Annotated in this window: 22 protein-coding genes; 3 read left to right on the forward strand and 19 right to left on the reverse strand. The window is 34.6% G+C overall.

Annotation, left to right across the window (positions count from 1 at the left end):
• Positions 1-3 precede the first annotated feature (3 nt).
• On the forward strand, positions 4-708 hold the full coding sequence (locus tag FLACOL7796_RS14605; RefSeq protein ID WP_173971500.1) for a LytR/AlgR family response regulator transcription factor: 705 nt from the start codon (positions 4-6) through the stop codon (positions 706-708).
• Between the two features lie 223 nt (positions 709-931).
• Here FLACOL7796_RS14605 and FLACOL7796_RS14610 read toward each other — a convergent pair whose 3' ends face one another.
• From FLACOL7796_RS14610 to FLACOL7796_RS14625, 4 genes are all read right to left on the reverse strand, one after another.
• Entirely contained in the window at positions 932-1,396 is a 465-nt protein-coding gene (locus FLACOL7796_RS14610; RefSeq protein WP_173971501.1) for a DUF1456 family protein, read from the reverse strand.
• A 168-nt stretch (positions 1,397-1,564) separates the two neighbouring features.
• Positions 1,565-2,590, reverse strand: a complete 1,026-nt coding sequence (locus tag FLACOL7796_RS14615) for an aminotransferase class I/II-fold pyridoxal phosphate-dependent enzyme (RefSeq protein WP_173971502.1) — start codon at positions 2,588-2,590, stop codon at positions 1,565-1,567.
• A gap of 5 nt (positions 2,591-2,595) precedes the next feature.
• On the reverse strand, positions 2,596-3,606 hold the full coding sequence (locus tag FLACOL7796_RS14620; protein WP_173971503.1) for a dipeptide epimerase: 1,011 nt from the start codon (positions 3,604-3,606) through the stop codon (positions 2,596-2,598).
• 22 nt (positions 3,607-3,628) lie between these two features.
• The gene (locus FLACOL7796_RS14625) at positions 3,629-4,429 is read right to left on the reverse strand and encodes an alpha/beta hydrolase (RefSeq protein ID WP_173971504.1); all 801 of its coding nucleotides are present in this window, start codon (positions 4,427-4,429) and stop codon (positions 3,629-3,631) included.
• A 55-nt stretch (positions 4,430-4,484) separates the two neighbouring features.
• On the opposite strand from FLACOL7796_RS14625, the gene FLACOL7796_RS14630 reads away from it, so the two are divergent.
• Positions 4,485-4,886: an excinuclease ABC subunit B gene (locus FLACOL7796_RS14630; RefSeq protein ID WP_173971505.1), complete on the forward strand. Its 402-nt coding sequence runs from the start codon at positions 4,485-4,487 to the stop codon at positions 4,884-4,886.
• Here FLACOL7796_RS14630 and uvrB read toward each other — a convergent pair.
• The 11 genes from uvrB to FLACOL7796_RS14685 all read right to left on the reverse strand — a co-directional run bounded on the left by uvrB (position 4,883) and on the right by FLACOL7796_RS14685 (position 16,553).
• A complete protein-coding gene (gene uvrB / locus FLACOL7796_RS14635; RefSeq protein WP_173971506.1) occupies positions 4,883-6,874 on the reverse strand; it encodes an excinuclease ABC subunit UvrB in 1,992 nt (663 codons plus the stop codon). The two genes, FLACOL7796_RS14630 and uvrB, sit on opposite strands and share 4 nt — an antisense overlap.
• A 178-nt stretch (positions 6,875-7,052) precedes the next feature.
• The gene (locus FLACOL7796_RS14640; protein WP_173971507.1) at positions 7,053-7,994 is read right to left on the reverse strand and encodes an alpha/beta fold hydrolase; all 942 of its coding nucleotides are present in this window, start codon (positions 7,992-7,994) and stop codon (positions 7,053-7,055) included.
• 82 nt (positions 7,995-8,076) lie between these two features.
• Positions 8,077-8,313 (reverse strand): uroporphyrinogen decarboxylase, encoded by a 237-nt coding sequence (locus tag FLACOL7796_RS14645; RefSeq protein WP_173971508.1) that lies wholly within the window; start codon positions 8,311-8,313, stop codon positions 8,077-8,079.
• Positions 8,314-8,391: 78 nt separating this feature from the next.
• Complete coding sequence (gene rlmF / locus FLACOL7796_RS14650) at positions 8,392-9,339, reverse strand: 23S rRNA (adenine(1618)-N(6))-methyltransferase RlmF (protein ID WP_173971509.1); 948 nt, start codon at positions 9,337-9,339, stop codon at positions 8,392-8,394.
• A gap of 145 nt (positions 9,340-9,484) precedes the next feature.
• Positions 9,485-10,147, reverse strand: coding sequence for a thiamine diphosphokinase (locus FLACOL7796_RS14655; protein ID WP_173971510.1), 663 nt, complete (start codon positions 10,145-10,147; stop codon positions 9,485-9,487).
• Positions 10,148-10,420: 273 nt separating this feature from the next.
• A complete protein-coding gene (locus tag FLACOL7796_RS14660; RefSeq protein ID WP_173971511.1) occupies positions 10,421-10,879 on the reverse strand; it encodes a RidA family protein in 459 nt (152 codons plus the stop codon).
• Positions 10,880-11,048: 169 nt separating this feature from the next.
• Positions 11,049-11,489, reverse strand: coding sequence for a DinB family protein (locus FLACOL7796_RS14665; RefSeq protein ID WP_173971512.1), 441 nt, complete (start codon positions 11,487-11,489; stop codon positions 11,049-11,051).
• A 4-nt stretch (positions 11,490-11,493) separates the two neighbouring features.
• On the reverse strand, positions 11,494-11,976 hold the full coding sequence (locus tag FLACOL7796_RS14670; RefSeq protein WP_173971513.1) for a GyrI-like domain-containing protein: 483 nt from the start codon (positions 11,974-11,976) through the stop codon (positions 11,494-11,496).
• Between the two features lie 8 nt (positions 11,977-11,984).
• Positions 11,985-12,806, reverse strand: coding sequence for a DUF4249 domain-containing protein (locus FLACOL7796_RS14675; RefSeq protein WP_173971514.1), 822 nt, complete (start codon positions 12,804-12,806; stop codon positions 11,985-11,987).
• 35 nt (positions 12,807-12,841) lie between these two features.
• The gene (locus FLACOL7796_RS14680; protein WP_173971515.1) at positions 12,842-15,223 is read right to left on the reverse strand and encodes a TonB-dependent receptor; all 2,382 of its coding nucleotides are present in this window, start codon (positions 15,221-15,223) and stop codon (positions 12,842-12,844) included.
• A gap of 109 nt (positions 15,224-15,332) precedes the next feature.
• Positions 15,333-16,553, reverse strand: coding sequence for a macrolide family glycosyltransferase (locus FLACOL7796_RS14685; protein ID WP_173971516.1), 1,221 nt, complete (start codon positions 16,551-16,553; stop codon positions 15,333-15,335).
• Between the two features lie 102 nt (positions 16,554-16,655).
• On the opposite strand from FLACOL7796_RS14685, the gene FLACOL7796_RS14690 reads away from it, so the two are divergent.
• Positions 16,656-17,612 carry a helix-turn-helix domain-containing protein gene (locus FLACOL7796_RS14690; RefSeq protein ID WP_173971517.1) on the forward strand — a complete coding sequence of 319 codons (957 nt, stop codon included), beginning with the start codon at positions 16,656-16,658 and terminating at the stop codon, positions 17,610-17,612.
• Between the two features lie 135 nt (positions 17,613-17,747).
• Here FLACOL7796_RS14690 and FLACOL7796_RS14695 read toward each other — a convergent pair whose 3' ends face one another.
• The 4 genes from FLACOL7796_RS14695 to FLACOL7796_RS14710 all read right to left on the reverse strand — a co-directional run bounded on the left by FLACOL7796_RS14695 (position 17,748) and on the right by FLACOL7796_RS14710 (position 23,436).
• On the reverse strand, positions 17,748-19,970 hold the full coding sequence (locus FLACOL7796_RS14695; RefSeq protein ID WP_173971518.1) for an NADP-dependent isocitrate dehydrogenase: 2,223 nt from the start codon (positions 19,968-19,970) through the stop codon (positions 17,748-17,750).
• Positions 19,971-20,831: 861 nt separating this feature from the next.
• On the reverse strand, positions 20,832-21,182 hold the full coding sequence (gene rplS, locus FLACOL7796_RS14700; protein WP_173971519.1) for a 50S ribosomal protein L19: 351 nt from the start codon (positions 21,180-21,182) through the stop codon (positions 20,832-20,834).
• 206 nt (positions 21,183-21,388) lie between these two features.
• Complete coding sequence (locus FLACOL7796_RS14705) at positions 21,389-22,510, reverse strand: agmatine deiminase family protein (protein ID WP_173971520.1); 1,122 nt, start codon at positions 22,508-22,510, stop codon at positions 21,389-21,391.
• A 68-nt stretch (positions 22,511-22,578) separates the two neighbouring features.
• The gene (locus tag FLACOL7796_RS14710) at positions 22,579-23,436 is read right to left on the reverse strand and encodes an AraC family transcriptional regulator (RefSeq protein WP_173971521.1); all 858 of its coding nucleotides are present in this window, start codon (positions 23,434-23,436) and stop codon (positions 22,579-22,581) included.
• Positions 23,437-23,480 lie beyond the last annotated feature (44 nt).

A 23,480-nucleotide genomic window follows, 5' to 3' on the forward strand; every position in this document is an offset into this window, starting at 1 on the left:
TCCATGAACTTTAAATGTATCATTGTTGATGATGAACCGCCAGCAACCCGCATACTGGAAAATTATATCGATAAAGTATCTTTTCTCGAAAAAGTAGGGGTTTTTAATGATGCATTAAAGGCATTAGAATTTCTGAATGCACAAAGTGTTGATGTTATTTTTTTGGACATTCAAATGCCGCAATTAACAGGTTTGCAGATCTCCAGAATAATTTCAAAAGATATTAAAGTTATTTTTACGACCGCTTATCCGGATTTTGCTTTAGAAGGTTTCGAACTAAATGCCATTGATTATTTATTGAAACCAATTGCATTTGAGCGTTTTTATCAGGCAGTTTCAAAACTGAATGCAGAACCCAAAACAGAAGTAACACCAAGGAATTCATCTGATTTTATTTTTGTAAAAACCGATGGTAAAAATAAATTTCAGAAGTTGTTTTTAGAAGAGATTTTATATGTAGAAAGTCTTCAGAATTATGTTTGTATTCATACCCAAAAGCAACAAATTATAACGCATTCGTCTTTAAAAAATGTAATTGAATCATTGCCTGAAAAAGATTTTGTTCAAATTCATAAATCGCATGTAATTGCTTTAAAACAAATAGAATCTACTGATAGTTTTTCGGTCTTTATTAATGCAAAAGAATTGCCAATAGGAGCAACGTTTAAAGATGCTTTTTTTGAAAGAATTGATCAGAATAAAATCTAGGTTTGGTGGTGATTTAACCGCAAAGCGCGCTACGATTTTTTTATATAGATTTTAAATAAAAACGCAAAGTTCGCAAAGCTATATAGGTAATGCTTTGCGAACTTTTCAGGTTTAAAATAATAGCCACGAATTCACGAATTTTTATTTTCAAGATTATGAAATAATTCGTGAATTCGTGGCTGAAAAAACTTTGATCCCGATAGCTATCGGGATTGCGGTTAGATTATTTTTTATTTTTTCCGTTTTTGTAAACCACTTTTTCTACAACAGATGTTTTTCCATTTCCTTTAGGGAATTCTTTCTTTTTAGGTTTTCCAGCTGCCGAACCCGATTTAGAAGGAGCTTTGTCGCCTCTTCCTCTTTCAGCATCTTTTGTGGTAGCTTTAAATTCAGGTCTTTCTTTTGTGTTATCTTTCTTCGGAATTTCAGCTTTATGTTTGGCTAAAACGTCATTTGGGTTTTTCGGGTTTTCTTTCGTTCCTCTTAAATGAATTACCAATCCGTTTAAGAAATTACGCAAAACCTGATCACCACATTCCATGTAATTTTCATGATCTTCGGCTCTAAAAAAAGCGCCCAATTCTGATTTTGAAATTCTAAAATCTACTAATTCTAAAATTTCAACTATTTGGTCGTCACGGAGCATCAAAGCCACGCGCAGTTTTTTCAGGATATCGTTGTTTGTCATCGTTTAATTTTTTACAAAGGTACGTTTTAAAAGTAATTTGATTACAATTTATTGAGTTGAGCTAAGTTTTTTTGCAACGGATTTTACGAATTTTCACGAATTAAAACTTTACCGCAATACAATTAGTGAAAATTAGTACCATTCGTGGCAACCTTTTTACTACTTATTTTAACTATTTTCGTTTAAGATATTGACTAATTTATCTAAATCTTCACGCCAATGATTCGCCGTAATTACAATCCGATTGAGATTATTGGCGTTTTCCTGATATTTAAAATTGGCAATAATGATTTTGTTGGCTTTTAAAATATCTATCAGATTTTCGTTTTCTAAATAAATCAAAGGATAGTTTTTGTCAAACTTAATGGTGGCATTTTTAATTAACTTTTGATCGATATAATTTAAATTCTCCAGTAATTTTTGATGTTGAATTTTATAAAGATCTGCAGCATCTGCCAATGTCTGAGCGAAAGCAGGATTCATTCCGGCGGCAGAAATAAAAATGTCGAGATTTTTTATTTGATGAATGAAAGCCGCATCGCTGGCAATAACCCCGCCATTTAAACCAAACGCTTTTCCTAAGGAAGAAATCATGATTTTTCGTTTGATTGGGAGTTTAATTTCAGAATAAATTCCGCAGCCATTTTCGCCTAATACTCCAAAAGAATGCGATTCATCAATGAGTAAAGTAATCTCTTTATGATTGGGAATTGTTGCTAATACAGATAAATCGATAGCCTTGGTTTGAAAGCCGGAAACACCATCGGTTAAAAGCGTAATTTTTTCTGTTTTAGAATCCAGTAAACGAGGGTTGATACTTCCATTTAAAAATACAGGCGAACTATCTTTAATTTGAATTGCCGGATGCGTGTTGGGAAAATGAAAAAAAGAATCCGTTTGTTTTTTTAGTTCATCAATTACCAATTTTCCTGCGAGCATTCCAGACGAAACCGTAACTGCACTTTCAGCTTTTATGTGTTTGGCTAAAAAATTCTCGCCGTTTTCATACGCCGTTAGTTTTATATTCGCGCTTCTGGAACTTCCGTAAGTGGTTCCCCAATTCTGAATGTTTTTAATGACCAATTCCTGAAAGTCTTTATTCGTTGGTAAACCCAAATAGGCAGTTCCTCCAAAATACAAATATTGTTCATGGTCGATTTCGATAATTCTGTCGGGAAATTGGCTGACGTTCATAGCATTTAGATTAAAGTAACTCCGGTTCCGTTACCTTCAGAATAGTGAATAACCCCATTTTTTATCGTTACGCCAGTAGCGATATCTTCTGCAAGAAGCAAAGCGCCATCCATATCTACATAATCTAATTGAGGCAACAAATGCGCAATTGCCGAAATTCCTACAGTCGATTCGGTCATGCAGCCTACCATTGTTTTTAGTCCTAATTTTTTAGCTTCTTCAATCATGCGTTTTCCAGGAGTCAATCCGCCGCATTTTACCAATTTTACGTTTACACCATGAAAATGATTGAAACATTTAGCCACGTCTTCTTCTATAATACAGCTTTCATCAGCAATAACGGGTAATACCGAATGTTTGAAAACTTCTTTATGTGCTTCCCAATTATCAGCTTTCATTGGTTGCTCTAGAAATTCTACGCCAAGTTTTTTTAATTCAACGGCGTTATTTATAGTTTCCTCAACACCCCAGCCACAATTGGCATCAATTCTAAAAATGGCATTGGTATGTTTTCTGAGTTCTTTTACAATGGCAATATCCTCTTTGGTGCCTAATTTAATTTTATAAATTGGCCAGGGAAGTTCCTGCATTTTCGAAACCATTTTTTCTATCGAAGCAATTCCAATTGTGTAATCTGTAAGCGGATTATTTTTGATGGTATAATTCCATAATTCATATAATTTCTTTCCTTTTTTACGGGCATAAAGATCATTATAAGCCAAATCTAAAGCGCATAAAGCAAACATATCGTCTTTTAAATACGGATATATTTTTGCCCAGAATGCATCAGGAGTTTCATTTTCGGTAGTTTCAATAATCGTTCTGATTTTCTCTAAATCCTGCATCATCATCGCAACGGTGGTTTTATAATACGGATTTGAAGTGGCTTCTCCAAAACCTGAAAAACCCTCGCTTTTAAGCTCAACAATTAAAGAAGGTTGAAAATCAATCGATTCTCTGGATATAGTGAAAGTGTGTTTTAGTTTTAGATTGTATTCTCTTAAAATTAGTTCCATTGTGAGTTTGATTGTTTTTTGTTTAATATCCGAGCCAAAGAAATGCTTTTACAAAACCATCCCGCCAAAGTTTTTCATTATGCTCACCGCCTTTTACAATTTTAGACTTTGTTAGATGCAAGCAATAACAGCGTTTTGTGTCGAGCAAACGTTCCATTTTGGTCATGTCTTTGACCATATCATCGCTTTCTTTGTCTCCACATAAAAAATAAATTTTAGTTTTGATTTTTGGAGTTTGTTCTGTTAAAGTATAAATGTCATTCGAAAACCAGAATGCAGGCGAAAAAACTCCTGCTTTGCCAAATATTTCGGGATATTTTAGAATGGCATAATACGAAACCAATCCGCCAAGTGAACTTCCCATAATAATGGTCTTTTTGGCTTTTGGCTTAGTTCTGTAATTTTTATCGATGTAAGGTTTTAGGGTTTTTACAATAAAATCAAGATAATTATCGGCATTTCCTCCGCCATATTTTTCATTTTTAAATGGCGTTAACTCGTCGATGCGTTTTTCGTTTCCGTGTTCGATTCCTACTACAATTACTGGTGCTTTCAGACTGTCCAGTTTTTCATCGACATTCCATTCTCCTGAAAAAGAGGTTTTGGCATCAAATAGATTCTGAGCATCGTGCATATAAATCACGCTATATTTTTTGGCTGTAGCCGAATAATCTTTAGGAAGGTAAATCCAGATTTTTTTTGTGGTTTTTAGTTGAGGCGCTTCGATCGTAAAGGTCGATACATTTTTTGAAGCCGTACTTTCTTGCGCGCTTGTGAAAGAGGTTATCCAAAGCATTATAAAAAAGAAGAATCCTCTAATCATGAGTTCTTTGCATTTTAGATTTAAAAACAATATTTTAGCTAAAAATAATAAATTGATGAATACCGAAACAGAAAAGAGAAGTTTACTTTTAGAAATGATTGCTTTTTCTACTGTTGATGGGCATTTGCACAAAAGAGAGTATGATTTTTTGTGGCTTGTGGCTCAGGAATTGTCTATCGATTTGGATGAATTTCATGATTTATTTCATCAGGAAAACACCACTTCAATTATAAAATCAGAATTTCAGCGTATTCAGCAATTCTACAGACTGGCTTTGATTATGTATTGCGACGGAATTTTGCATGAAAAAGAAGCCAAAGCCATTCAGCAAATTGCCATCGAAATGGGATTGAATCCTAATGCGACCAAACGTGTTTTAGATTTAATGAAAAATGCACCAAATGCTATTATTGACCCCAATTTGTTGTTGAGAGTTTTTCAGGAACAACACAATTAAGCCAATTGTTCCTGTAGTTTTTTAATATCATCACGCAATTTGGCCGCTTGCAAAAAGTCAAGTTCTTTCGCCGCTTTTTCCATAGATTTACGTTTCTCGCGGATCATTTTTTCTAAGTCAGCTTTGGATAAATAGGCCGTTTCAGGTTCTGCAGCAACAGCTAATGTGTGACCCAATTCGTATTCTACCAAAGGATTTTTGGTAAAAGCGCTGTCGATCTTTTTATTTAAAGCTTGCGGTACAATTCCATGTTCTGTATTATAATTGATCTGTTTGGTTCTGCGATATTCTGTTTCGTCTATTGTTCGTTGCATACTTGCCGTAATTTTATCGGCATACAAAATTGCTTTCCCGTTTAAGTTTCTTGCCGCACGACCAATAGTTTGCGTTAGCGATCTGTGATTACGAAGAAAACCTTCTTTATCGGCATCAAGAATTGCAACAAGCGAAACCTCGGGTAAATCAAGTCCTTCACGAAGTAAGTTGACTCCAATAAGAACATCAAAAATACCTTTTCGTAAATCCTGCATGATTTCAATACGTTCCAGCGTGTCAACTTCAGAATGTATGTAACGACAACGAATGTTTACTTTGGTTAAATATTTGGCTAATTCTTCGGCCATTCTTTTAGTCAGCGTAGTTACTAAAACTCTTTCGTCTAATTCGCAACGTACCTGAATTTCCTCAATTAAATCATCAATTTGATTCAAGCTTGGTCGTACTTCGATAATTGGATCTAATAATCCTGTTGGACGAATAATTTGTTCGACATAAATACCGTCTGTCTTTTGTAATTCGTAATCTGCCGGAGTTGCCGATACGTAAATTACCTGATTTTGTATGGCTTCAAACTCTTCAAATTTCAAAGGTCTGTTGTCCATTGCAGCAGGTAAACGGAAACCGTATTCAACCAGATTTTCTTTACGGCTTCTGTCGCCTCCATACATGGCGTGAACCTGAGAAACAGTTACGTGACTTTCATCTACAATCATCAAATAATCACTTGGGAAATAATCTAATAAACAGAATGGTCTTGTCCCAGCTTGTCTTCCGTCAAGGTATCTTGAGTAATTCTCGATTCCGGAGCAATAGCCTAATTCTCGTATCATTTCTAAGTCGAAATTGGTGCGTTCTTCCAAACGTTTGGCTTCGAGATGTTTTCCTATTTCTTTAAAATAATCGACTTGTTTGACCAAATCTTGCTGAATTTCCCAAATAGCGCCTTGCAGAACTTCCGGAGAAGTCACAAACATATTGGCGGGATAAATGGTAAGTCTTTTAAATTTTTCAATAACCTGAGAAGTTTTAACATCAAATGATTCTATTTCTTCGATTTCGTCTCCAAAAAAGTGAATTCTATAAGCATCATCGGCATAACTAGGATATACTTCTACAATGTCTCCTTTTATTCTAAAGGTTCCGGGATTAAAATCGGCCTCGGTTCTGGCGTATAAACTTTGAACCAGGCTATGAAGTAGTTTGGTTCTCGAAATAACCTGATCTCTGAAAATTTCGATTACGTTTTTCTTAAACTCAACGGGATTTCCAATACCATATAAACACGAAACAGAAGCGACAACCAAAACATCACGACGTCCGGATAGGAGGGAAGAAGTAGTGCTTAAACGCATCTTTTCGAGCTCTTCGTTGATAGATAAATCTTTTTCGATAAAAACCCCTGTTACAGGCATAAAAGCTTCGGGCTGGTAATAATCGTAGTAGGAAACAAAATATTCGACCGCATTATTGGGGAAAAATTGTTTGAACTCAGAATATAATTGCGCTGCCAAAGTTTTATTGTGAGCCAAAACCAGGGTTGGTCTTTGAACTTCCTGAATAACATTGGCAACGGTAAATGTCTTTCCGGATCCGGTAACTCCTAATAATGTCTGGTACTTTTCGCCATCTATTACACCTTGCGAAAGTTTTTCGATTGCTTGTGGCTGATCACCTTTTGGACTATACTCTGAGGATACTTGGAAATTCATTTTTGAATGATGAAAAGATTAGTTTTGTAAAGATACAAAGTTTGAATTCTATAAAAAAGAGTTGCCGCGAATTACACGAATTCCCCGATTTTTTATTTAAAAAAATAGCCACGAATTCACGAATTAAATCTAATTCAAACTGATATAAATTCGTGAATTCGTGGCAAATTTTAAGATATTATTCTAAAAAAATAATCATCGCATCATTTACAATCTTAGCCTGATCGATGGATAAAAAATGCCCTGCGTCTTTTATGATTTGAGTTTTGCTTTTAGCTAAATATTTGTTTGCTCTTTCCAGACTTTCGTCTGAATTGATGACATCATGATCGCCAATTAAAACCAAAACAGGATTGGTAATCGATTTTAATTCGTCATCAGAAAAAGGATGCATTTTAAGCATGCTTGAATTTGATTTTGCATATTTATTGGCCAGATAAAATTGTCGCTTGTACACCGGACTAATTTTTTCAGGATGGGTAGAAAATGTATTCAATGTCTTGCCGAATTTTTTCTCGCTGGGGAAAAGCTTTAGCATTAATGCCGATGTTGTTTTGCCCACTTTATCTATAAATTTGAAGGTTTGCGCCGGACTCAATAAGACTATTTTATCTATCGAATTATTTTTTTGAGTGGCTAATAAAGTGGCAATCCAGCCGCCGCGGGAAGCGCCTACGATGTCAAATTTCTTTAATTTGTAATGATCGAAAATTTCGTTGTATAAAATCGCGATTTCTTCTAATGAAAGCGATTTTGAAGTCAGGGTAGATTTTCCTGGTTCCATCATGAAATCGATGGCATATATGCGATGGTTTTTGGCTAAAGGTTTGATGTTTGGATACCACATGGTAGAACTGGCGTCCATTCCGTGAAGTAAAACCAGATCTTTTCCGTTTTTGGGACCAGCGATAATCACGTGTGCGGTTCCGTAAGTGGTTTTGATATTTTCTTCGGAATATGGAATGTCCCAAAGTTTTAGGGCTTTATCGTACGAACTTATATAAGCTTGTTTTTCGCTTTTGGTTTTAAAAACGTAATCATCAAATTTCGCTTTTTTGGTCGAAGCACAACTTGTGATTAAAAGCAGCAATACTGCTAACCTGAAGTATAATTTAGGCATAGTAAATTTAATTTTGAGACTTAAAGTTACGATTATAGTACATCAACTATGTATCAAAATTTTCTTTTAAAGTATCATAATTTTAAGATTGTGCCTTTTTTGATGTTAAATAATACACTTGTACCAAAGCTAAAATCGCGTTTGGAATGATTACAGGTAAAAGCCATTGGTTAAGATCCCGGTAATCATTTAAAAAAATACCATAGATTACAAAGCAAATACAACCAAACATATTAATGAACCGGATTGCTCTAAGGTTTTTTAACAAAAAACCTCCAACAATAAAAAAGGATGCGAGATAACCAATATATTCTGCCATAGTTTATTAATTTATTTTGTAGTAAATTTACTAAAAACAAATAATAAAACTCAATGTTTTGTATTTAAGGTCAGTATTTTAAAACTTCCAATCTTTTTTTTGGCTTTCGCTTAAAAAAGTCCAGGCTACAATACGGCTTGTTTTTTGGCCTTGAGCCATATCGATTGTTTTTATCGAAGAGGCATTTACTTTGTTTAGGGTTTTATAAATGCTCGAAAGATTTTCTCTTTTTGAAACCAAGGTGGTAAACCACAAAGTTTGCATGGCAAATTTTGCACTTTCGTAAATCATTTGGGTAATAAAACCAATTTCTCCACCATCACACCATAATTCGGCATTGTGACCTCCGAAGTTTAAAACAGGATTTGTTTTTTTTCTTTCTTTGGTTAAATTGGAAACTTTACGCACAGTGCTTTGATTCGCATCTTCGGCAGAAGAATGAAAAGGCGGATTACACATCGTGAAGGTAAAACGGTCTTCGGGCGTGATAATATTTTTGAAAATAAAACGAGATTCTGTTTGTTGCTGTAAGCTTATCGCATCAATTAATTTTGGATTGGCCTCGATGATTTTACTGCAATTTTCGATTGCTTTTTCCTCGATATCAGTGCCTACGAAACTCCAGTCGTAAATGGCATTTCCTAAAATAGGGTAGATGCAATTGGCGCCTGTTCCTATATCTAAACCTAAAACTGAAGATCCTTGCGGAATGATTCCGTTATTGGTTTCGGCTAATAAATCAGCCAGATAGTGGATATAATCTGTTCTTCCGGGAATGGGAGGACAAAGGTAATTTTTAGGAATATCCCAGTTTTGTATGTCGTAGTAGGTTTGTAATAAGGCTTTATTAAGCAATTTTACCGAAACAGGATTACTGAAATCAATAGTTTCGATTCCGTGAACGTTTATGGCCACCTGTGGTTTTAGTTCAGGACAATTTGCAATAAGAAGTTCGAAATCATAACGGGAACGGTGTAGGTTTCGAGGATGTAAATTGTTTTTTTCGGAATTGTCTGTTGCTTTCATTTTCTAAATTTCCGTGCAAAGATAGGCATTCTTTTTCCGGGAAATGATAATTATGAAAACGATTGCCCTAGCCCTGATGGGAGCGGCATCCTTTTTCTGGCTCCTTTAGCCAGGAAAAGATATAGTGGACAGCAGCAAATAGCTCCTAATCCATGCATTCCATTAACAATAAATCGCCATCGGTATGGGTAATGCTGACCAAACCGTCCTGAAGAACAGAATTGCTGCTTCCGGTTCGATAACCAATTGTTAAGGTGTCGTTTTTTAGAGGATAGAGTAAATTGGTGGAATTAATTCCGTTTACCACTCCAATTGGAATCAATGAAATCGGGGTTTTTGCCGTATACCATTTCTCGAATTTTGTTGGTAACAGGAATATTTTAGAATGGTCGTCGAGAATAACAATTTTAAGCAAATTGCGATAACGAACAATATTGGTAAGGTTTGTAATGGTATGATCGGCACGTTTTCCGGTGGCCCAAACAACGTTTACGGCAGGGATTTTTCTGTCGATTAAATAATCAAAAGCTTTCTCCAGATCGGTTTTATCCTGATCCGGGGTATGGACAATTTCGATAGGATATTGTGATGTTTTGTAAATTTCAGGATCAAATCCATGATCAAAATCGCCTAAAAGTACATCGACTTTTATGCCTAAATCAATCACTCTTTCGATGGCAGAATCGAGCACGATAACAAGAGGCGACCATTCGAGCAATTGTCCTAATAATTCAGGATTGCATGCTGCTCCGTTGGCAATAATTAAAGCGGGTTCCTGGTCGTCGCGTACGATATGGTGTGAAGACATTTAGTTTTTGATTTGAAATGTGCCGTAAATGTACGAAAGGATACGATTTTTGAGGTTAGATTTTAGATTTTAGATTTTTTTTACCAAAAGTTGGGGTTTATGTTTTTGTTTTAACATTAAGATATTAAGAAAATTAAGTTTTTTTGCTTAATGAGACTTAATGTCTTAATGGTTAGATTTTTTTTGCCACAGATTATTAAGATTAAAAGGATTTTTAAATGGTTTGGGTTTGATATCCAAACTTAACTTCCTTAATATCTTAATGGTGAAAAACTATTTTGATGCTTTAAAAGCTGTAGCGTCAACTTCGATTAGCATTCCGTCGATGGCTAGTTTGGAAACGGGAATTAATGTGCTTGCGGGAAAAGGTTTGTTTTTCCAGACTTTTCTAATTTCTTCGTTCCATATTTTTAGTTTTTCTGGCGAATGGTCTACGATTAGAATCGTGATTTTCATAATGTTTTCGGGTTTTAGATTGTAGGTGTCTAAAACGGTTACGATGTTTTGTAATACTACTTTGGTTTGTTCTCTAAAACTGTTGCTTAAAGTATGTTCTTTTCCTAAAGCGCCGCTTTGTCCGGAAATGTAAACCAGTTCTCCAGGGCCGGAAACCGATGATGCGTGGCTAAAACCGTATGGTGTGGGATCGAATAACGATTCGGGATTTTTAAAGGTTTGCGCTTTTGTGGTAAAGGCAAAAAGTGAAAATAGGGTAAAAAGTACATGTTTCATGTTTTCGAAATATTGAATTAATGATGCAAAGTTTGCACAATTCTAATTTCTAAACCTTTACATATGTTGAGGGTTTTTTTAGTCTCAGTTTTCAGTCTCAGTCTCAGTTTTCATTCAAAGTTTAGAATTTCCAAATTGTGAATGAAAACTGAAAACTGCGAATGCAAACTTAAAATAACCTTCTGTGGTAATTGATTTGTCCTAAATGATAGGCGAGATGTGTGGAGAGATGAACGAGAAAGAAACCTGTTGTCATTTCTTTTTCGAAAACAATTTGCGGGTAAATGGTTTCCAGATCGGCTTGGGTTAGGTTATCAAGGGCTTTGTTTACAACTAGAATTGTTTCTTCAATTTTATTGATTAGTTCTGATTTGGGAATATCTTTTAATGAAAATTCTAACGGACGATTTCTGATGTAGTCTGTTTTGCCAATTTCCGCTCCAATGTAGGTATTAATGTTGCCTATTAAATGCAAACACAAATTTCCTCCTGAATTGGAGATGTTTTTGTCAATTACCCAAAGCTGACTTTCGTTTTGATATGATTCTATTTCGACTTTTAATTGATTGAGATCTCTATTGAAAAGCGATTTCAGGGTTTCGATCAACATAATGCTAAGCTTTAAGGGTTATCGGAATCCAGATTTCTTCTTCAGAATCAGGATCTTCTTTTTTGTATTGTTCTCCCATTACAGCAAAATGTGGTCTTTCGTCTACTGTATATTCGGAGTTAGGAAGCCATTCTACGAAAATAGAATGATAGGTTTTATGGCCTTCGCTTTGCGGACCTTTATGCACAAAAACAGCGTATAATCCGGTTGGGATTATTAGAGTTTCAAATTCTGAAGGAATTGTATCAAAATCAGCAACTTCGACTGCGGCCCATTTTTGAAAGCTATTATTAGGATCGAAATTATCAAAATGCTTTTCAGGAAAAACTTCAAGGGAATATAAATTGGAATCGATTACGTTTTTAATTTCTTTCCGTTTTGGCATGAAGGAACTCCATAGTTGAAACGTTTTATTTTCGATAAACGACATATCTATGTGTTTCCCAATTAGTTTTTTTTCTGGTAAAATTTCAATTCTGGCTTCCATACTTCTGATTATTGTATTTTGAATTTTTTTGTGTCGATTTCGCTTAACGAAAAGTAACCTAACGGATAATTGGCTTTGTCGGTAGTATTGATAATGTTTCCTTTTACGGTTGCAGGTGGCGATTGAAAAGGTCCGCCAGCATTACTGCCGGCAATACTTACCATAATGCTCATGTAGTTATAGTATTGTTTTGAAATTCCGTAATGTGTGATCTCGATTTCATTACCAATTTTTAAATCATCGTCGTCTGATTTACTGAAATATTCATTACCCTGAAAAAACTTGTCTTCGCTAACATAGTAGGTTGAGGTAACTTTATTTGAATATACATATTTGTACAGATAAAAATTATCTGCATCAGCAGGATCGTTATAAAAAGCGCGTACTTCGATTTCATCTCCTGTAATACCTCCTTCATTGTTTTGTTCAATTCGGGTAATGGGCGCGACTGATTTCATTGTTTCGGTTGCCGTATAGGTATTTCCGTTACTAATTACGGTTAAAGTGTAATTCTCGTCGATTACGGGAATAAAGTTGGAACATACATATCGCCCGGTTTTTTGAACTTCTAAAAAAAAGAATTGCTGGTTTTTACTGTTTGTTACATATACGCTTGCTCCGGAAACTGTTGGAATTACGTTTTCGAAATATCCCGTTGTGGTAGATAATTTTATAGTTTGTTGTTTTCCTGCGGTTCCTTTTTGCCAGTTTATAGCGGCTTCGATTACTAATTTTGGCGGCGCAGTATCGAGATCGACGTCTACAACTTCTTCGCAACTTGCAAAGAAAGCCGAGATAAAAAGGACGATGAATAAGGTTACTTTTTTCATGATATATCTTTTGTTTTCTTTTTACAGAAAGTTGCTTAAAATTTAAAATTATAACTCACCGCAGGAACAATTCCAAAAATAGAGGTTTGAACGGCTTCATTTGCTCCGGTATCAACATTTTGACGAAAGTTAATTGAAGCAGCATTATGACGATTGTACAGATTGTAAATACTGAAAACCCATTCGCCTTTCCAGTTTCTGTCTTTGTTTTTTCTTGGTGTTAAAGTTGCCGAAATATCCAGATGATGATAAGCAGGCAAACGATTTTCATTTCTTTGTCCGTAATTAGGAACCGTAATGCCTAAATACTCGTACTGACCGTTTGGATACGTAACGGGCTGACCGGATTGCAACGCAAAGTTAGCACCAAAAGACCATTTTTCGTTTAATGTATATGCAGAAGTAACAGCTAAATTATGTGTTTTGTCGTAAGCAGAACTATACCATTGTCCGTTATTGATTCCGGTTTCTTCAGGAGTTCTTCCCGGGGTTTGTTGTTGGGATTTTGATAGCGTGTAGGAAATCCATCCGTTCAGTTTTCCTTCGTTTTTCTTTACCATAAATTCTACGCCATAAGAGCGCATACGGCCGTTTAGGATAACTTGCTCAATAGCATCATTGGCAATTAAATCGGCGCCATCGATATAATCCAATCTGTTTTTAATTTTCTTGTAATAAGTTTCAACTTCTAAAGAATAGGCTCCATCATTAATATTTCTAAAATAACCCAATGCTACCTGATCTGCAATTTGTGGTTTGATATAATTATCACTTGGCATCCAGACATCAAGCGGCGTAGGCGATGATGTATTCGAAATCAATTGAAGGTATTGTGCCATTCTGTTGTAACTCGCTTTTATGGCTTGGTCATCATTTAATTGATAAGAAGCAGAGAATCGCGGTTCTAAATTGTTATAACTTTGAATCTCTTTGTTTTTACCAAAATATTTGGTTGAAGTTGGCGTCGCTTTTTCGTAAATCTGCATATCAGTATTGAAGATAACAGGTTCATTATTATCGTAATAATTGATTGTCGAAGCGCCTAAGCGATAAAATAAACTATAGCGTAATCCGTAAGAAATTGTGATTTTTTTCGAAAGCTGATTTTCTGCTTCAATATAAACAGACGGTTCAAAAGCGTATTTTTTATCTAATTGATCAGGATTAATTCCTGATTTATCATTGCTGGGTTTGATGGTTCCGGGATTGAATTCATAGTAAATTCCGTTTAAACCATAGTTAAGTTTGAATTTATCTGAGATGTAATTCTTGAAATCGTATTTGATATTGTAATTTTTGATTCCCGAATCCCATTTAAAACCTACGAAATCAAGATCTAAACCATAATAGTAATCGCTGTAAATCAAAGATAAATTGGCAAATAATTTATCAGAATACAAATGATTCCAACGCAGGTTTAATGTCGCATTTCCGTAGATATTGGTAAAACTTTTATTCAGGCTAAATACGTCGCGGCCAAAATAACCGGACAAATACAAACTGTTATTATCGTTTATTTTATAACTTAATTTTGTGTTTAAATCATAAAAATAAGCCGAGTTGTCTTTTTGATCTTCAGATAATTTCAGGAATAAATGGGCATAAGAAGCTCTTCCGCCAATTAAGAACGATCCTTTGTCTTTTACCAAAGGACCTTCGGCAAGAAGTCGGCTTGAAATTAAGCCAATTCCTCCGTTTACATGAAATTCTTTACTGTTTCCGTCTTTTTGATAAATATCCAGAACAGACGAAGCTCTTCCGCCATAACGAGCAGGAATTCCGCCTTTGTATAATTTAAGATCTTTGATCGCATCGGGATTAAAAACAGAGAAAAAACCAAATACGTGAGAGGAGTTAAAAATTGTAGCTTCGTCTAATAAAATCAAGTTTTGATCGGCTCCGCCACCACGCACATTAAATCCTGAAGCTCCTTCGCCGGCATTGGTAACGCCGGGTAGTAATAAAATAGATTTAAGAACATCGACTTCGCCCATAACAACGGGCATTTTTTTTATGGTGGCAATAGAGAGCTTATTGACACTCATTTCTGGCGATTTGATGTTTATTTTTCCTCGATTGTCTTTAATTACAACTTCCTGAAGTTCTTCGCCGCTTTCGTTTATAGCAAAATTATTTTTGGTATTTTGGTTTAAAACTACTGTTTTTTGAATGGTTTGATAGCCAACGTAACTAATTTCGATTTCATACTGACCTTTAGGAACGGTAAGCGAATAGAAACCGTATTCATTGGTGGTTGTTCCTATTTTTAAGGAAGGAATGTAAAGATTTACACCAATTAGGGTTTCATTGTTTTTAAAGTCAGTGATCGTTCCGCTTAAAGTAAATTTTTCCTGAGAAAATGAAGATATAGTGGTGATAAGGAGGATAAAAATAAGGCCAATTTTTTTTGTAATCATTGTCTTGTATTTGAAGTACATAGTTAATAATTCTTACTAAATATTGTTGCAGAACATTTGTTAAACATTAGTTAAGAATATTAGGATTTTGTTACAGGCTTTCAATGCTTTACTTGCTTTTTAGCCTGAAAATTTCTTCAACTGCTTTTTTGTATCCGCCGGCTTCAATAAATGAATTACTTATTTTGGCAATATTCTCTGCATAGCTTGATTCTGTATTTACTTTTTCGACTGTATTTTTAATACTTTCAGAGGTTAAAGTGTTGACGTCAAGAACAATTGTTGCGCCTAATTCTTCGGCTCTGTTTGCCAGGAAAAACTGATCTGCTCCTAACGGAATAGAAACAAAAGGAACTTTATTATAGACTAAATCACCCATACTATTCATTCCGGCATGAGTTATCGCAACGTTTGTATGTTTTAGAATTTCCAGTTGAGGAACATAATCTCTGATAATGAAGTTCGCCGGTATTTTATACTGATCCAGATTTACTTTGTGCGCAGCCATAACTACCACATAATCTGTGTTTGCAAAGGCATCGAAAAACAAATTGTTTAAGTCTTTTGAATGGTTACTAAAAATGGTTCCCAGAGAAATATAGACAACCTTTTTACCTTCAATTTTATCAAAAGGAAAATCGACATTGTATTTCTTATTATAGATAGGAGGGCCGATAAAAAGGAAACTTTCGTCGTAATTGTTAATGTTTTTGATGAAGTATTTAGACGTGTAAACAATGTTTAAATCGCCTTTGTTGAAGAATAAATCCATCATGTTTTCAGGCAGTTTTATTTTATACTTTTCGATTAAATTTTCTCTAACTGTTTGAAATTCCTTCATAATTTCCGGACTTAATCCAAAAGGGCCTTTTTTGGGAGGTTCATTTCCGGGACTTGCTTTTTTATTAAAAAGATCCTCTTTGGTGGCAAAAACGGCATAAGAGGAAACAGAAGGAATTTGTAATATTTGAGAAATTAATTTTGCGTAAGGATATGCCGCTGAGAAAACAATATAATCGAATTGTAAACCTTGAATTTCTTCTAAAATAGCATCAATGAACACTTCAGGATGCAACAGAGCGCTTGCAAGTCCTGTTAAGGATTTCTTTTTTGAAGCATCTTCGACTGGTTTTTCTTCTTTTTTCTGAAAAATATTTAGATCTTCTTTGTAACATTTAAATTCGGCGCCCAGTTCTTGGATTGGTTTTTTGAATTCTTCAGAACTGAAAAAGAGAACTTCTTCACCTTGATTTACTAATTCATTGGCTAAACCCATCATCGGGTTCATATGTCCGTGAGACGGAATACTTAGAAATAATACTTTTGACATGATTTTTAAATTTTTAGTTAGTACAATATTAAAATACAACAAGCGTATTAAATAGCTACTTTTGTTTTAAAAATAGTCGTAAACGGTATTTTATAATTGAATATGAGCTTAATTCAAAAACTAGCAGAATTTACAAAAAGCAAGTCAGATGACGGATTGTTTATCTTGCCTGAAACTTATGGCGAAGGATATATCAAGTCTTTTAATTTTGGAACTCAACTCAACATGATGATCAGTCAATGTGAGTTTAAAGAAGAAATGATCATAAAAAGGGCAGGAGGAAATTCCAGAAAAGATGAAATTACCTTTAGTTTTAGAAATTTATTTCAGCAGGATAAAACACAAAATCCTGAAGGTTTAGCTCTTAAACGAAGTATTGCAATGCCTTCTGTACAAGTGTCTGCAGGCGATATAGATATTGAGGTTATTATTCCGGAGAAAACAAAAATTAATACCATTGTGATTACCATTCACATGGATTTATTAAAAAGCTGGATTAGTGATAAAGCCGAAAATAAGTTTTTGAATACTATTACTTTAAGCGATAAACCTTATTTGTACGATCAGATTATTTCGAATGAAATCGAACAAGTGGCGAGTAAAATAGCTTTAGTAAATAACGAAGAAGAATTGAGCCATTTTTATTTGAAATTGAAAACCGAAGAAATGATTTATCTTTTTTTATCCGAATTATCAAAACGAGAAACGATTACCAATTATCCGCTTAATGTTGCCGACGTAAAAGCAATGTATGCGATAAAAGAGACTTTGTGTTCTGATCTTAGTAATCCGCCTGATTTAACTCATCTTGCTTTTATTTCGAACATGAGCGAAAGCAAAATGAATAAATTATTCAAACAAATTTTCGGAAATAGTATCTACAATTACTACCAGGCGTTACGAATGAACGAAGCTGCTTATTTAATACGGGAAGAAAAACTATCCGTTTCTGAAACCGGTTATCGTTTGGGATTTTCGAATTTGAGTCATTTTTCCAGAATATTTGAAAAACATATTGGTCTTAAACCTAAAAAATATTCTGCCGTTTCTACTTCTTAAAACAAAAAAAAGACAACCGTTTAAAGTTATCTTTTTTATAAAGGTTCTGAGGTTTTAAAACTCAAAGATTCAAAGGTTTCTCTTTAGACACGCACAGTTAGTGCGTATTTATTTGAGTCCTTATCAAATTCTATATTATTTTATTTCAGCAATAATTGCATTAAATGTTGCACTTGGGCGCATTGCTTTGCTTAATAACTCAGGAGTTGGTTGGTAGTAACCACCAAGAGTCTGAGGTTTTCCTTGTGCACCAATTAATTCAGCATCGATTTTAGCTTCGTTAGCTTCAAATTGAGCAGCAATTGGAGTAAAGATTGCTTTTAATTCTGCGTCTTTATTTTGAGCAGCTAATGCTTGTGCCCAATAGAAAGCAAGGTAAAAATGAGAACCACGGTTATCAATCTGACCAACTTTACGAGCTGGAGATTTATCGTTAGCAAGGAATTTATCGTTAGCCTCGTCTAGAGTTTCAGATAAAACAATTGCTTTAGAGTTGTCTAAAGTTTGTCCTAAATGCTCTAAAGATGCACCAAGAGCTAAAAATTCTCCTAATGAATCCCAACGTAAATATCCTTCTTCAGTAAATTGCTCAACGTGTTTAGGAGCAGAACCTCCGGCACCAGTTTCAAACAATCCACCACCATTCATTAACGGAACGATAGATAACATTTTAGCTGAAGTTCCTAATTCTAAAATTGGGAATAAATCAGTTAAATAATCACGTAAAACGTTTCCTGTTACAGAGATTGTATCTAAGCCTTTGATGATTCTGTCTAAAGTAAATTCAGTTGCAGCAATAGGGTTTAAAATACGAATATCAAGATTCGTTGTATTGTGGTCTTTTAAATATTTTTGAACTTTTACGATCAATTCTCTGTCATGCGCTCTGTTTTCGTCTAACCAGAAAACAGCAGGAGTATCAGATAAACGAGCTCGGTTTACGGCTAATTTAACCCAGTCCTGAATAGGAGCGTCTTTTGCCTGACACATTCTGAAAATGTCGTTTGCTTCAACGTTTTGCTCCATTAAAACTGTTCCTTTGTTGTCTACAACACGAACAACTCCATCAGCTTTCATCTGGAAAGTTTTGTCGTGAGATCCGTATTCTTCTGCTTTTTGAGCCATCAAACCTACGTTAGGAACACTTCCCATTGTTTTAGGATCAAAAGCACCGTGTTTTTTACAGAAATCGATAGTTGCAGTATAAATTCCAGCGTAAGAACGATCCGGAATAACAGCCAGAGTATCTTGTTGTTTTCCTTCTTTATTGTACATCTGTCCAGAAGTACGAATCATTGCCGGCATAGAAGCATCAACAATAACATCAGACGGAACGTGTAAGTTTGTAATTCCTTTGTCAGAATTTACCATTGCAAGAGCTGGTCCGTTTTCGATAGCTTTCGTAATGTCAGCTTCAACTTCAGCTTGTTCAGGTCTTCCGGCAATTTTTGCGTAGATATCACCTAAACCGTTTCTTGTATCAATGTTTAATTCAGTAAATAAAGTTGCATATTTTTTGAAAAGATCAGCAAAATATACTTCAACGATAGCGCCAAAGATAATTGGATCTGAAACTTTCATCATTGTAGCTTTTAAGTGCACAGAAAGTAAAACACCTTCTTTTTTAGCATCAGCGATTGCATCAGCAACAAAGCTTTTTAATGCTTTTAAGTGCAATACAGAACTGTCTATTATTTCACCAGCTTTAAGCGGAGTACTTGCTTTAAGAACAGTCGTTGTACCATCTTTTGCTATGAATTCGATTTTTACATCATTAGCTTCTGCAACTGTAAGTGATTTTTCACTTCCATAGAAGTCACCATTTGGCATAGAAGCTACTTTAGTTTTAGAATCAGCAGACCATGGACCCATTGAGTGTGGATTTGCTTTTGCGAAGTTCTTAACTGCTCTTGGTGCTCTACGGTCAGAGTTACCTTCACGTAAAACCGGGTTTACAGCAGAACCTAAAACTTTAGCATATTTAGCTTTAGTTTCTTTTTCAGCATCGTTTTGAGGATCTTCCGGAAAATCAGGGATTTTGTAACCGTGAGATTGTAATTCAGCAATAGCTGCCTTTAATTGAGGTACTGATGCAGAAATGTTTGGTAATTTGATAATGTTAGCTTCAGGCTGTGTAGCTAATTGACCCAGTTCAGCCAAAGCATCTCCTGTTTTTTGAGCATCTGTTAAGACTTCAGGAAAATTTGATAAAATTCTACCTGCCAAAGAGATGTCTCTAGTTTCAATTGCAATACCAGCAGTAGCAGTAAATGCCTGAACAATAGGTAAAAAAGAATAAGTCGCTAATAATGGCGCCTCATCAGTTAAGGTGTAATAGATTTTTGAATTCTGTGTCATTTTTTTTTTTTTTTTATAATCGTATCGCCAGGATGCAGCGATGTAAAAGGTATAGTCGGCTCAGAATGAGCGGAGCAAATATAATAAAAACAGTCCGAAAACGGTGTAGTTTTCCTGAGAAATGCCGAAATTATCAGATTGTTATTTCGAGGTCTTTAAATTATCAAATCGATGATTTTGGTATTAAAAAATTACAGTTTTGATGAATCAGAAGTAAAAGCAGAACATTTCGAAAAACTATTGAAAAAATAGAACACCAATTTTTCATTAAAATACAAACCGATGCTTTATGAATGTCGGTTTTTTATTTTGGGCGTATTCCTCCGGGTCGGGCTATCCGTCTTTCCACTTCTATCCCTCACGCAAACGGTATAACAATATTTTTTGGGTTATTAAGCATAATTATCTCGCAATCTTGTCATTTCGAACGAGAACTCTTCGTAAGAAACTCATCAAAGATTGACGATTTTGATTGCGTTCCGAAGCTGGAAAGTAATCCGTAGAGTTTGTTATTTAGAGGAGCGAGAAATCACACGCGGGATTCGGCAAAGATTGGCGGTTTTGATTGCGGATTTTCTAGTGTGATTTCTCCCATCGGTCGAAATGACAAGATTGCGAATTCAAGATTGCGAATATTAGATAACCTAAACCCTTGTCAAAGTTTTAAATTTTGACAAGGGTATCTACAGTTGTATTTGACAGAACAAGAAAGCCAAAAGTAAACTAAAAGCTCTTATGAAAACGATTGTCCTAGCCACGATAGAAGTGGAAATCTAGCTTCTGAAAATTTTAAAAACAGGCATAAAAAAAACTCGTTTCATATCAATTGAAACGAGTTTTTTATAACATTTAGATAAATGATTATCTTCTTTTATCTTTAATCTTAGCTTTTTTACCAGTAAGTTCTCTGAAGTAGAAAATTCTAGCTCTACGTACAGCTCCTTTTTTGTTGATTTCAATTTTCTGTAAAGCTGGTAAGTTTACTGGGAAGATACGCTCAACTCCAATTGCACCTGACATTTTACGGATAGTAAAAGTTTCTGTGTTACCAGAACCTCTTCTTTGAATAACAACTCCTTTGAAAAACTGAGTTCTTGTTTTTTCACCCTCTTTAATTTCGTAGTAAACTGTGATAGTATCTCCAGCTCCGAAAACAGGGAAATCTTTTTTAGCAACTAATTCGGTTTGAACGAATTTTAATAAATCTGCCATGATATCTTGTAATTATGTTTTTTATATAGAGCAACATTCACGGATCTCGCCAGAGGTTAGTCTAATTCGGGTGCAAATGTAATTAAAATAAATTAAATTCCAATAAATTAAAATCAAATTCTAATGAGAATAAATTCCAAATTCCAATTGTGTAACTGGTTGATACGTTGTGATTTGGAATTTGTAGAATTTGGAATTTGTTTTACTTATCTCGGTTGCTGCTGCGTAACGCAATGAATCATTCCTCCATTGGCATATAAATTACGAACATCAATACCAATTACTTTTCTGGATGGATATAAACTCTGAATCAGATTATTAGCAACGATATCATTTGGATCATTATAGTTAGGCACCAAAACAACTGTATTGCCTATATAAAAATTAACATACGAGCCTTTATAACCCAATTTTTTGCCGTAAGTGGTTACTACATTGTTTTTAGATAAAGGCAGTTTTAGAAAAGTATAATTTTTTCCGTTTTTGTCTTTTGAATTATATAAAGTAGTAATATCATTTTGCGGAACTTCCCAATACAACAAATCATTTTCGTTCATGGTTACAATAGTATTTGTGTTGCCAAAACGTGCAAAACCATCAATATGCATATCGGTGATTTCTCTTCCTGCTTTTCCTTCAAGCCAAATAAAATTTGTTGTTCCTAAATACTTTTTAAAATACGCTTGGGCTTGCTGTTGCGTCATTCCGGGATTGCGATTCGAATTTAATATCGAACTTTTTGTCGCCATCAAAGTACCGTTTCCGTCTATTTCTACAGCGCCGCCTTCATTAATCATAGTGGTATTTAAATCTAAAACCTTGATTTTTTGATCTTTTGCAATTTGCATAGGTATTGTATTACAATTTAAAAAATCAGCTTTTTTACCCCAGCCATTAAATCCCCAATCCTGAATCACTAATTGATTGTTTTTGTCTTTGACATAAATAGGTCCGTTGTCTCGTACCCAGACATCATCGGTTTTATATATTTTAAATTCTATAGAAGATAAAGAAATTCCCGATTCTTGTAATAAGGTTTTAATTCTGTTTTTTTCAACGGCGTCGTAAGTAATAATGAATACTTTTTCGCCTTGTATTAAGGATTTAGTCATGGCAATCCATGTAGCATCTAAATCGTTTCTATGATCAATTCCGTATTGATATTGGTGCGGCCATTGCAACCACGTTCCTTCATGCGGAGCAGATTCTTCGGGCATTGTATACATAACTTCGGTAGTTTTTAATTCGTCTGTAATCGCGTTTATTTCATCTCCCTGACAAGAGGAAAGAAGAGGAAGGAATAATAATGTTAGAAATAGATTTTTCATCTTAGTTGATTTAATTGTAAATGTTTAGCGTCATTTTGTATCGATAACTTGACGGTACAAATGTATTTCTAAAGCATAATTGCGTAGTTGTCCAAAATGGACAAATTAAATAAGAGAAATAAAATCGCCGTAAGATAATCGGCTGATGTACTACAATTTGAATCGTTTTTTATATACTGCTCAATAACGGGCAAATGCGATATTTCGATATCATTATTAAGAAACCATGCGCCAAAGATTTGCTGGTAAGTATCTTCTAACGTTTCATAACTTCCGTAATGAAGAAATCGAGCGTATTTACCGCCAAAAAGCTTTTTTGAAGGAAGATTTTTAATTACAGTTTCGGTAACAATGCAAGCTTCATAAGTACATTTCGATTTTTCGGTAATCACGAGATCATCTGTAATAATGCCAAAAAAGTCCGAAATAGTGGTTATTTCATTCTCTAACAATGCATCCCAAAGATCTTCGATTTCAGGATTGATATACGAAGTTTTACAGCTCGAATAATAAGCTGTTATTTCGGGAATAAAAAGAATTTCAGGTTTGAGATTGCTGGAAATAGTTTCCTGCGGATGAATGTCATTAAGTAAAGCTTCTTTTTGATTTCGCGCAACAGAAGGCGAACAATTGAAATGTTTCTTGAAAGTTTTCGAGAAAGATTGTACATCTGCAAATCCCACTTCAAGCGCAATATCTGAAATTTGTGCATTAGAATACAAAAGTTTCTTGTATCCGTTTTCGACTTTCAGTCGGGTTTGGTAAGCGCCAATTGTTTCTTTAAATAAAGAATAAAAAACGCGCTGTAGGTTTCTGTAGGAATAGCTGGAAATATCTTCAAGAGAATTTATTGAGATGATTTGATTGTAATTCATCTCAATGAAATTCCGTGTATTATAAATACGTTTTAGATTAAAATCACTCATTATTTTATCTAGTATTCAGTCCCAGTTTAGAATCACACTTTTCA

This window comes from Flavobacterium bizetiae (assembly GCF_902804475.1).
Taxonomy (GTDB): Bacteria; Bacteroidota; Bacteroidia; order Flavobacteriales; family Flavobacteriaceae; genus Flavobacterium; species Flavobacterium bizetiae.

Bases quoted from the DNA above. Each gene is read 5' to 3' on its own strand.
- FLACOL7796_RS14620 (WP_173971503.1), bottom strand. From the start codon at position 3,606: ATGGAACTAATTTTAAGAGAATACAATCTAAAACTAAAACACACTTTC.
- FLACOL7796_RS14685 (WP_173971516.1), bottom strand. From the start codon at position 16,553: ATGTCAAAAGTATTATTTCTAAGTATTCCGTCTCACGGACATATGAAC.
- FLACOL7796_RS14645 (WP_173971508.1), bottom strand. From the start codon at position 8,313: ATGGCAGAATATATTGGTTATCTCGCATCCTTTTTTATTGTTGGAGGT.
- uvrB (WP_173971506.1), bottom strand. From the start codon at position 6,874: ATGAATTTCCAAGTATCCTCAGAGTATAGTCCAAAAGGTGATCAGCCA.
- FLACOL7796_RS14690 (WP_173971517.1), top strand. From the start codon at position 16,656: ATGAGCTTAATTCAAAAACTAGCAGAATTTACAAAAAGCAAGTCAGAT.
- FLACOL7796_RS14640 (WP_173971507.1), bottom strand. From the start codon at position 7,994: ATGCCTAAATTATACTTCAGGTTAGCAGTATTGCTGCTTTTAATCACA.
- FLACOL7796_RS14695 (WP_173971518.1), bottom strand. From the start codon at position 19,970: ATGACACAGAATTCAAAAATCTATTACACCTTAACTGATGAGGCGCCA.
- FLACOL7796_RS14665 (WP_173971512.1), bottom strand. From the start codon at position 11,489: ATGTTGATCGAAACCCTGAAATCGCTTTTCAATAGAGATCTCAATCAA.
- FLACOL7796_RS14660 (WP_173971511.1), bottom strand. From the start codon at position 10,879: ATGAAACATGTACTTTTTACCCTATTTTCACTTTTTGCCTTTACCACA.
- FLACOL7796_RS14655 (WP_173971510.1), bottom strand. From the start codon at position 10,147: ATGTCTTCACACCATATCGTACGCGACGACCAGGAACCCGCTTTAATT.
- FLACOL7796_RS14705 (WP_173971520.1), bottom strand. From the start codon at position 22,510: ATGAAAAATCTATTTCTAACATTATTATTCCTTCCTCTTCTTTCCTCT.
- FLACOL7796_RS14680 (WP_173971515.1), bottom strand. From the start codon at position 15,223: ATGATTACAAAAAAAATTGGCCTTATTTTTATCCTCCTTATCACCACT.
- rlmF (WP_173971509.1), bottom strand. From the start codon at position 9,339: ATGAAAGCAACAGACAATTCCGAAAAAAACAATTTACATCCTCGAAAC.
- FLACOL7796_RS14610 (WP_173971501.1), bottom strand. From the start codon at position 1,396: ATGACAAACAACGATATCCTGAAAAAACTGCGCGTGGCTTTGATGCTC.
- FLACOL7796_RS14605 (WP_173971500.1), top strand. From the start codon at position 4: ATGAACTTTAAATGTATCATTGTTGATGATGAACCGCCAGCAACCCGC.
- FLACOL7796_RS14630 (WP_173971505.1), top strand. From the start codon at position 4,485: ATGAATACCGAAACAGAAAAGAGAAGTTTACTTTTAGAAATGATTGCT.
- FLACOL7796_RS14675 (WP_173971514.1), bottom strand. From the start codon at position 12,806: ATGAAAAAAGTAACCTTATTCATCGTCCTTTTTATCTCGGCTTTCTTT.
- FLACOL7796_RS14670 (WP_173971513.1), bottom strand. From the start codon at position 11,976: ATGGAAGCCAGAATTGAAATTTTACCAGAAAAAAAACTAATTGGGAAA.
- FLACOL7796_RS14625 (WP_173971504.1), bottom strand. From the start codon at position 4,429: ATGATTAGAGGATTCTTCTTTTTTATAATGCTTTGGATAACCTCTTTC.
- rplS (WP_173971519.1), bottom strand. From the start codon at position 21,182: ATGGCAGATTTATTAAAATTCGTTCAAACCGAATTAGTTGCTAAAAAA.
- FLACOL7796_RS14710 (WP_173971521.1), bottom strand. From the start codon at position 23,436: ATGAGTGATTTTAATCTAAAACGTATTTATAATACACGGAATTTCATT.
- FLACOL7796_RS14615 (WP_173971502.1), bottom strand. From the start codon at position 2,590: ATGAACGTCAGCCAATTTCCCGACAGAATTATCGAAATCGACCATGAA.